This is a genomic window from Pseudomonas sp. PB106, from assembly GCF_009764645.1.
Taxonomy (GTDB): Bacteria; Pseudomonadota; Gammaproteobacteria; order Pseudomonadales; family Pseudomonadaceae; genus Aquipseudomonas.
Window position 1 is genome coordinate 106,507 of sequence record NZ_RWIM01000052.1, and the last position, 9,408, is coordinate 115,914.

General features: G+C 56.8%; 8 protein-coding genes. 4 read left to right on the forward strand and 4 right to left on the reverse strand.

The genetic code is table 11. From position 1 onward, the window contains the following. Positions 1–64 precede the first annotated feature (64 nt). From yidC to rpmH, 4 genes are read right to left on the reverse strand one after another with little or no spacing between them, the layout of a single operon-like run. The gene (gene yidC / locus EJA71_RS07160) at positions 65–1,744 is read right to left on the reverse strand and encodes a membrane protein insertase YidC (RefSeq protein ID WP_034152190.1); all 1,680 of its coding nucleotides are present in this window, start codon (positions 1,742–1,744) and stop codon (positions 65–67) included. A gap of 2 nt (positions 1,745–1,746) precedes the next feature. Then, positions 1,747–1,992 carry a membrane protein insertion efficiency factor YidD gene (gene yidD / locus EJA71_RS07165; protein WP_010465488.1) on the reverse strand — a complete coding sequence of 82 codons (246 nt, stop codon included), beginning with the start codon at positions 1,990–1,992 and terminating at the stop codon, positions 1,747–1,749. After that, on the reverse strand, positions 1,985–2,386 hold the full coding sequence (gene rnpA, locus EJA71_RS07170; RefSeq protein ID WP_016984072.1) for a ribonuclease P protein component: 402 nt from the start codon (positions 2,384–2,386) through the stop codon (positions 1,985–1,987). The genes yidD and rnpA overlap by 8 nt, the downstream gene beginning before the upstream one ends. Before the next feature lie 16 nt (positions 2,387–2,402). Beyond that, complete coding sequence (gene rpmH / locus EJA71_RS07175; protein WP_003213577.1) at positions 2,403–2,537, reverse strand: 50S ribosomal protein L34; 135 nt, start codon at positions 2,535–2,537, stop codon at positions 2,403–2,405. Between the two features lie 567 nt (positions 2,538–3,104). Between rpmH and dnaA the strand changes: the two genes are divergently transcribed. The 4 genes from dnaA to gyrB are packed head-to-tail and all read left to right on the forward strand — an operon-like array spanning position 3,105 to position 9,315. Further along, positions 3,105–4,631, forward strand: a complete 1,527-nt coding sequence (gene dnaA, locus EJA71_RS07180; protein ID WP_158955492.1) for a chromosomal replication initiator protein DnaA — start codon at positions 3,105–3,107, stop codon at positions 4,629–4,631. Positions 4,632–4,670: 39 nt separating this feature from the next. Further along, on the forward strand, positions 4,671–5,774 hold the full coding sequence (gene dnaN, locus EJA71_RS07185; protein ID WP_007911887.1) for a DNA polymerase III subunit beta: 1,104 nt from the start codon (positions 4,671–4,673) through the stop codon (positions 5,772–5,774). 14 nt (positions 5,775–5,788) lie between these two features. Then, complete coding sequence (recF, locus tag EJA71_RS07190) at positions 5,789–6,892, forward strand: DNA replication/repair protein RecF (RefSeq protein WP_038359568.1); 1,104 nt, start codon at positions 5,789–5,791, stop codon at positions 6,890–6,892. A gap of 5 nt (positions 6,893–6,897) precedes the next feature. After that, positions 6,898–9,315: a DNA topoisomerase (ATP-hydrolyzing) subunit B gene (gyrB, locus tag EJA71_RS07195; protein ID WP_158955494.1), complete on the forward strand. Its 2,418-nt coding sequence runs from the start codon at positions 6,898–6,900 to the stop codon at positions 9,313–9,315. Positions 9,316–9,408: the final 93 nt, after the last annotated feature.

Sequence of the window (9,408 nt, forward strand, 5' to 3'; positions counted from 1 at the left end):
CAAAAATGACAGATAGCAAAACGCCCCACTAGGGGGCGTTTTGAGTGGTTATCCACAGTGTAAATCAAGCGGCTGCTTTGGTAGCCCGTTCGATCTTACGCGTGATGTACCACTGTTGGGTGATGGACAGGCAGTTGTTCACAACCCAGTACAGCACCAGACCAGCCGGGAACCAGAGGAAGAAGAAGGTGAAGATGATCGGCATCATTTTCATGACCTTCGCCTGCATCGGATCCGGAGGAGTCGGGTTCAACTGCTGCTGGATGAACATGGTTGCGCCCATGATGATCGGCAGAATGAAGAACGGATCCTTGATCGACAGGTCAGTGATCCACAGCATGAACGGCGCTTGGCGCATTTCCACGCTTTCCAGCAGAACCCAGTACAGCGAAAGGAAAACCGGCATCTGCACGAGGATTGGCAAGCAACCACCCAGTGGATTGATCTTCTCTTTCTTGTACAGCTCCATCATGGCTTGCGACATTTTCTGCCGGTCATCGCCATGTTGCTCTTTCAGAGCAGCCAGTTTCGGCGCAACAGCACGCATGCGCGCCATCGATTTGTAGCTGGCAGCCGACAGAGGGAAGAAAAGCCCCTTGATCAGCATGGTCAGGAAGATGATCGACCAGCCCCAGTTACCGACGATGGCGTGGATGTGTTGCAGCAACCAGAAGATTGGCTGGGCAATGAACCACAGAATGCCGTAGTCGACGGTCAGTTCCAGACCTGGGGACAACTCTTTCAGCACAGCCTGGCTTTTCGGGCCGGCGTACAGCACAGCGCTGGTTTCAACTTTCGCACCCGGTGCAGCGGTCAAAGTAGGACCGGTGTAACCGATGATGTAGTTGCCTTTGCTGTCTTTGCGGGTCTGAACGACGTTGTTTTCGCCCTTCGCAGGAATCCACGCGGTCACGAAGTAGTGTTGCAGCCAGGCTACCCAACCACCGGTGACGGTTTCTTTCAACTGCGCCTTGTCCATGTCCTTCATGGACACTTTCTTGTACGGCTCCGAACTTGTCCACAGGGCGGCGCCCAGGTAAGTCGCGGTGCCAGTAGCGGTTGTCGACGAAGGATCAGCGCTGTTGTCGCGTTTCAACTGAGCAAACATCGCGCCGTTCCAGGGCTGAGCGCTCTGGTTATCCACAATGTAGGAAACGGCTACGTCATACAGGCCGCGTTTCAGGGTGAAACGCTTGATGTAATTGACGCCGTCCTTGCTGAACTTCAGGTCTACGACCAGTTGGTCCTGACCGTCAGCCAGTTGATAAGTCTTCTTCTCCGAGGAGTAGACCGGGCGACCGGCCGGATTTGCGTCCGGGCCATTGGTGCCGATCAGACCGCTTTGTGCCAGATAAACACGTTCGCCGCCGTTATCGAACAGCTGGAACGGAACATCAGGACGATCCTGACGACGTGGATACAGAGGCAAGGTCAGTTGAGCAACATCGCCACCTTGTGGATCGATCGCGAGATCGAGCACGTCGGTTTTGATCTGGATCAGATCCTTGCTGGCGGCTACCGGTGTTTCGGCAGGTGCGCTGGTATCGCTAGCGGCGCGCGGAATATCGTCACTGGCGGCAGCATTATTGCCAGTGGCGGTGTCCGGCAAACCGGATGTAGTCGTACTGGAAGCAACATTCTGAGTCGGCAGGGCAGCTTGACCGTAGTCCTGGTTCCATTTAAGGACCATAACGTAGGCCACGATTGCCAGGGCGACGATCAGGATCGTGCGTTTGATATCCATGATTACTCGGCCATCGAAGAAGAACGGGAGGTAGGGATAGGTGGAACCGGGTCATAACCACCGGGATTCCACGGATGACAGCGACCTAAACGACGAAAGGTCAGCCAGCCACCGCGCAGAAGGCCATGATTTTCAATGGCTTCATACGCGTAGCAGGAACAACTGGGGTAGAAACGACAGTGGCTGGCCATCAAAGGACTAATGGCATAGCGATAAAACTGGATCGGAACGAGGGCCAGTTTACGCATCGGTACTGTCTACCCCTACAGTTTCGGTTTTGACTTCTGGAACTGGCTTGCTGCGTGCCAGACGCTTCCAGAGCTTGCCGAAATGCTGAATCAATTCGGGGTTTTCTACATCGCCCAGACCTTTGCGCGCGACGATAACGATATCCCAGCCGACCAGTGAATCCTGGTGCAGACGGAATGATTCGCGCATCAAACGTTTGAGGCGATTGCGCTCAACGGAGAGCTTTACGCTCTTTTTCCCGATAACCAGCCCGAGACGGGGGTGATCAAGATCGTTGTTGCGCGCAAGGAGCAGGAGATTTTTCCCCGGAACCTTGCCGGTAGGGGAGTCAAAGACTGCCTTGAAATGCCGGGGGGTAAGCAGACGCTTTTCCCGACTGAAGTCCTGACTCACCTCCAGTACCGGATTATCAAACTGCCAGACGCGCACGACCTTTGGCGCGACGACGCGACAGGACTGCGCGGCCGTTCTTGGTAGCCATGCGAGCACGGAAACCGTGGGTACGAGCGCGTTTGATAGTGCTTGGTTGGAAAGTACGTTTCATTGTCGTGTTACCTGGTTCGTCCACAACGGGCCGGAATGGCCCCCGTTTTAAGAGACCGGGGATTCTAGAGAAAGCAAGCCTTCAGGTCAATTTCCAACCAACGTTTCCTTATAAATAGATCTCGACGGCTTCTTGCCCTGATCACGTCCTTGCCATACATAAAAATAAAGAAGGGAATTATTTAAAGCTTTTCTGTAAAGCTTATAAAAGCTAGACCCGCCATGGTCTGTGGATAAGTGATCCCACCCCAGATGCCACGAGGTGTACAGAGAATGACAACTACAGGGGAAAACGGTGTTCAGCCTGTGCTGCGCTATCGGATAACCTGTGCGTGAAAGAGGTTGTTATCCACAGGCTGGTTATCCACCGAGTTCAACCCCCAGTTGTCCAGTGCCCTTAGAGGCGGTTATCCACAGAGCTTATTCACACACCGTTGGTCGCTTTTTCTGCGGTTAACGCATTGATAAATCATGCGCGCCGAGCAACCTGCATGTGGATAAGTGGACGTCTCGCCGCTACAATGGCCGCTTGTTTTTGCCTCACCGGCTTTCAACTTAGGGGATATCCGTGTCAGTGGAACTTTGGCAGCAGTGCGTGGAGCTTTTGCGCGAAGAGCTGCCTGCCCAACAATTCAACACCTGGATCCGTCCACTACAGGTCGAAGCCGAAGGCGACGAGTTGCGCGTCTACGCACCGAACCGTTTTGTGCTGGACTGGGTCAACGAAAAGTACCTGGGACGCGTCCTCGAACTGCTGGATGAGCACGGCAACGGCCTGGCGCCTGCGCTTTCCTTATTAATAGGCAGCAAACGCAGCTCGGCACCGCGTGCCGCACCCAATGCGCCGCTGGCGGCAGCGCAAGCTTCCCAGGCGCAGACCCATGCTGCGCCGGTGAACACGCCCGCTCCTGCGCAGACGCTCGCACCTACAGCCAAGCGCTCGACGCAGAAAAGTCCGGAAGTCAGCGATGAACCGTCTCGCGACAGCTTCGATCCGATGTCCGGTGCTGCTTCCCAACAGGCCCCGGTTCGCGCCGAGCAGCGCACCGTGCAGGTCGAAGGTGCGCTCAAGCACACCAGTTACCTGAACCGCACTTTCACTTTCGAGAATTTTGTCGAAGGTAAGTCGAACCAACTCGCCCGCGCGGCGGCTTGGCAGGTAGCGGACAATCCCAAGCACGGCTATAACCCACTCTTCCTTTATGGTGGCGTTGGCTTGGGTAAGACCCACTTGATGCACGCTGTGGGTAACCACCTATTAAAGAAGAATCCGAATGCCAAGGTCGTGTACCTGCATTCCGAGCGATTCGTGGCCGACATGGTCAAGGCGCTGCAACTGAATGCGATCAACGAATTCAAGCGTTTCTACCGTTCGGTGGATGCGTTGTTGATCGATGACATTCAGTTTTTCGCTCGAAAAGAGCGTTCGCAGGAAGAGTTTTTCCACACCTTCAACGCCCTGCTTGAAGGTGGTCAGCAGGTCATTCTCACCAGTGACCGCTACCCGAAAGAAATCGAAGGCCTTGAAGAGCGCCTCAAATCCCGCTTCGGCTGGGGCCTGACGGTCGCCGTCGAGCCGCCGGAACTGGAAACCCGCGTGGCGATCTTGATGAAGAAGGCCGACCAGGCCAAAGTCGACTTGCCGCACGACGCCGCGTTCTTCATTGCCCAGCGTATTCGCTCCAACGTCCGTGAGCTGGAAGGCGCGCTGAAACGTGTGATCGCCCACTCGCACTTCATGGGCCGCGACATCACCATCGAGCTGATTCGCGAATCCCTGAAAGACTTGTTGGCGCTGCAGGACAAACTGGTCTCTGTGGATAACATTCAGCGCACCGTCGCCGAGTACTACAAGATCAAGATTTCCGACTTGCTGTCCAAACGCCGTTCGCGCTCGGTCGCACGTCCGCGTCAGGTAGCCATGGCGTTGTCCAAGGAACTCACCAACCACAGCCTGCCGGAAATCGGCGATGTGTTTGGCGGCCGCGATCACACTACCGTGTTGCACGCCTGCCGCAAGATCAACGAACTTAAGGAATCCGACGCGGACATCCGCGAGGACTACAAGAACCTGCTGCGTACACTGACCACTTGATGAACACCAGCGCAGCTTATTAAGGCAAGGGACTAGACCATGCATTTCACCATTCAACGCGAAGCCCTGTTGAAACCCCTGCAACTGGTCGCAGGCGTCGTCGAGCGTCGACAGACCTTGCCGGTACTGTCCAACGTGCTGTTGGTAGTCGAAGGCCAGCAACTGTCGCTGACCGGTACCGACCTTGAGGTCGAGCTGGTCGGTCGCGTGCAACTTGAAGAGCCGGCAGAAACAGGTTCCATCACCGTGCCTGCGCGCAAGCTGATGGACATCTGCAAAAGCCTGCCTAACGATGCGCTGATCGACATCAAGGTCGACGAGCAGAAGTTGGTGGTGAAGGCTGGTCGCAGCCGTTTCACCCTGTCGACTCTGCCAGCCAACGATTTCCCGACCGTTGAAGAAGGCCCGGGCTCGCTGACCTGCAGCCTTGAGCAAAGCAAACTGCGTCGTCTGATTGAACGCACCAGCTTCGCCATGGCTCAGCAGGACGTGCGTTACTACCTCAACGGCATGCTGCTGGAAGTGTCCGAAGGCATCATCCGCGCTGTCGCCACCGACGGTCACCGTCTGGCCATGTGCTCGATGAAAGCCGATATCGGCCAGCCGGATCGCCATCAAGTGATCGTGCCGCGCAAAGGTATCCTTGAGCTGGCGCGTCTGCTCACCGAGCCGGACGGTAACGTCAGCATCGTGCTGGGTCAGCACCACATCCGCGCCACTACCGGCGAATTCACCTTCACCTCGAAACTGGTCGACGGCAAGTTCCCGGATTACGAGCGCGTTCTGCCGAAGGGCGGCGACAAGCTGGTACTCGGTGATCGCCAGGCCCTGCGTGAAGCGTTCAGCCGTACCGCGATTCTGTCCAACGAGAAGTACCGTGGTATCCGTCTGCAACTGGCCAGCGGTCAGTTGAAGATCCAGGCCAACAACCCGGAGCAGGAAGAAGCGGAAGAAGAAGTCGGTGTTGAATACAACGGCGGCTCTTTGGAAATCGGTTTCAACGTGAGCTATCTGCTCGACGTGCTGGGCGTGATGACCACCGAGCAGGTTCGCCTGATCCTGTCCGACTCCAACAGCAGTGCGCTGGTGCAAGAGTCCGACAACGACGATTCGGCTTACGTTGTTATGCCGATGCGTCTGTAATCAGCTGAACCTGGATGTCCTTAAGTCGCGTTTCGGTCACCGCGGTGCGCAATCTGCACCCGGTGACCTTCTCCCCCTCCCCCCGCATCAACATTCTTTACGGCGCCAACGGCAGCGGCAAAACCAGTGTTCTGGAAGCCATTCATCTGCTGGGGCTTGCCCGTTCGTTTCGTAGCACGCGGCTTTTGCCGGTCATCCAGTACGAACAACTCGCTTGTACCGTATTCGGTCAGGTTGAATTGGCCGAGGGTGGCCACAGCGCATTGGGCATCTCGCGCGATCGTCAGGGTGAGTTCCAGATCCGCATCGACGGCCAGAACGCCCGCAGCGCTGCGCAACTGGCGGAGATCCTGCCGCTGCAGTTGATCAACCCCGACAGCTTCCGCCTGCTCGAAGGCGCGCCGAAGATTCGCCGGCAGTTTCTCGACTGGGGCGTGTTCCACGTCGAGCCACGTTTCATGGCCACCTGGCAGCGTTTGCAGAAGGCCTTGCGCCAGAGAAACTCCTGGCTGCGGCATGGTACACTTGACGCCGTTTCGCAAGCGGTTTGGGACAGGGAACTGTGCCAGGCCAGCGCCGAAATCGATGAATACCGCCGCGCTTACATCAAAGCCTTGAAACCAGTCTTTGAACAAACCTTGAGCGAACTGGTTGAGCTCGAAGGTTTGACGCTCAGCTATTACCGAGGCTGGGACAAAGACCGGGAATTGAGCGCCGTACTGGCCGGTTCCGTGCAACGGGACCAGCAAATGGGTCATACCCAGGCCGGACCGCAACGGGCTGATCTGCGTCTTAGATTGGGCGCACACAACGCCGCGGACATTTTGTCCCGGGGTCAGCAGAAGTTGGTGGTCTGTGCGCTGCGGATTGCCCAAGGGCATCTGGTCAGCCAGGCCCGACGCGGTCAGTGTATTTATCTGGTGGATGATTTGCCGTCCGAGCTGGACGAGGGCCACCGTCGCGCGCTGTGCCGCTTGCTGGAAGACTTACGCTGCCAGGTGTTCATCACCTGTGTAGACCACGAATTATTGAGGGAAGGCTGGCAGACGGAAACGCCAGTCGCTCTGTTCCACGTGGAACAGGGCCGTATCACCCAGACCCACGACCATCGGGAGTGAAGGCATTGAGCGAAGAAAATACGTACGACTCAACGAGCATTAAAGTGCTGAAAGGCCTGGATGCCGTACGCAAACGTCCCGGTATGTACATTGGTGACACCGACGATGGCAGCGGTCTGCACCACATGGTGTTCGAAGTGGTCGACAACTCGATCGACGAAGCCCTCGCCGGCCACTGTGACGACATCAGCATCATCATCCACCCGGATGAGTCCATCACCGTTAAAGACAACGGCCGTGGCATCCCGGTAGACGTGCACAAAGAGGAAGGCGTTTCCGCCGCCGAGGTCATCATGACCGTCCTCCACGCTGGCGGTAAGTTCGACGACAACTCCTACAAAGTATCCGGTGGTCTGCACGGTGTAGGTGTGTCGGTAGTGAACGCACTGTCCGAAGAACTGGTACTGACCGTTCGCCGCAGCGGCAAGATCTGGGAACAGACCTACATCCACGGCGTACCTCAGGCACCGATGGCCATCGTTGGCGACAGCGAAACCACCGGCACCCAGATCCACTTCAAGGCTTCCAGCGAAACCTTCAAAAACATTCACTTCAGCTGGGACATCCTGGCCAAGCGCATTCGTGAACTGTCCTTCCTCAACTCCGGTGTCGGTATCGTCCTCAAGGATGAGCGCAGCGGCAAGGAAGAGCTGTTCAAGTACGAAGGCGGCCTGCGTGCGTTCGTTGAATACCTGAACACCAACAAGACTGCGGTCAACCAGGTGTTCCACTTCAACATCCAGCGTGAAGACGGCATCGGCGTGGAAATCGCCCTGCAGTGGAACGACAGCTTCAACGAGAACCTGTTGTGCTTCACCAACAACATTCCACAGCGCGACGGTGGTACTCACCTGGTGGGTTTCCGTTCGGCACTGACGCGTAACCTGAACAACTACATCGAGCAGGAAGGTCTGGCGAAGAAGCATAAAGTCGCCACCACCGGTGACGATGCCCGTGAAGGCCTGACCGCGATCATCTCGGTGAAAGTGCCGGATCCGAAGTTCAGCTCGCAGACCAAAGACAAGCTGGTCTCTTCCGAAGTGAAGACCGCGGTCGAACAGGAAATGGGCAAGTACTTCTCCGACTTCCTCCTGGAGAACCCGAACGAAGCCAAGCTGGTCGTCGGCAAGATGATCGATGCTGCCCGTGCCCGTGAAGCGGCGCGCAAAGCTCGTGAGATGACCCGCCGCAAAGGCGCGCTGGATATCGCCGGTTTGCCGGGCAAGCTCGCTGACTGCCAGGAAAAAGATCCTGCGCTGTCCGAACTGTACCTCGTGGAAGGTGACTCCGCGGGCGGCTCTGCCAAGCAGGGACGTAACCGCAAGACCCAGGCAATCCTGCCGCTGAAGGGCAAGATCCTCAACGTCGAGAAAGCCCGTTTCGACAAGATGATCTCGTCCCAGGAAGTGGGCACCCTGATCACTGCTCTGGGCTGTGGCATCGGTCGCGACGAGTACAACATCGACAAGCTGCGCTATCACAACATCATCATCATGACCGATGCTGACGTCGACGGTTCGCACATCCGTACCCTGCTGCTGACCTTCTTCTTCCGTCAGTTGCCGGAGCTGATCGAGCGCGGCTACATCTATATCGCTCAGCCGCCGTTGTACAAGGTCAAGAAAGGCAAGCAAGAGCAATACATCAAAGACGACGACGCCATGGAAGAGTACATGACGCAGTCGGCCCTGGAAGATGCGAGCCTGCACCTGAACGAAGAAGCCCCGGGCATTTCCGGTGAAGCGCTTGAGCGTCTGGTGAACGACTTCCGCATGGTGATGAAGACCCTCAAGCGTCTGTCGCGCCTGTACCCGCAGGAGCTGACCGAGCACTTCATCTACCTGCCGGCCGTGAGCCTGGAAACACTTGGCGACCACGCTGCGATGCAAGAGTGGCTGGCCCAGTACGAAACTCGTCTGCGCACCAATGAGAAGTCCGGTCTGGTTTACAAAGCCAGCCTGCGTGAAGATCGTGAGCGTGGCGTTTGGCTGCCAGAGGTCGAACTGATCTCCCACGGCCTGTCGAACTACGTCACTTTCAACCGCGACTTCTTCGGCAGCAACGACTACAAAACCGTCGTCACCCTCGGCGCTCAACTGAGCACCCTGCTTGACGAAGGCGCGTACATCCAGCGTGGCGAGCGCAAGAAAGCGGTCACCGAGTTCAAGGAAGCACTGGACTGGTTGATGGCTGAAAGCACCAAGCGCCACACCATTCAGCGATACAAAGGTCTGGGCGAAATGAACCCGGATCAGCTGTGGGAAACCACCATGGACCCAAGCGTGCGCCGCATGCTGAAAGTCACCATCGAAGACGCCATTGGCGCAGACCAGATCTTCAACACCCTCATGGGTGATGCGGTCGAACCTCGCCGTGACTTCATCGAGAGCAATGCGTTGGCGGTTTCTAACCTGGATTTCTGATCCCGGTCTGCGTCAAACAAAAAAGGCCAACGCATTGCGTTGGCCTTTTTTATTGGCAGATCAAAAGATCGCAGCCTGCGGCAGCTCCTACAG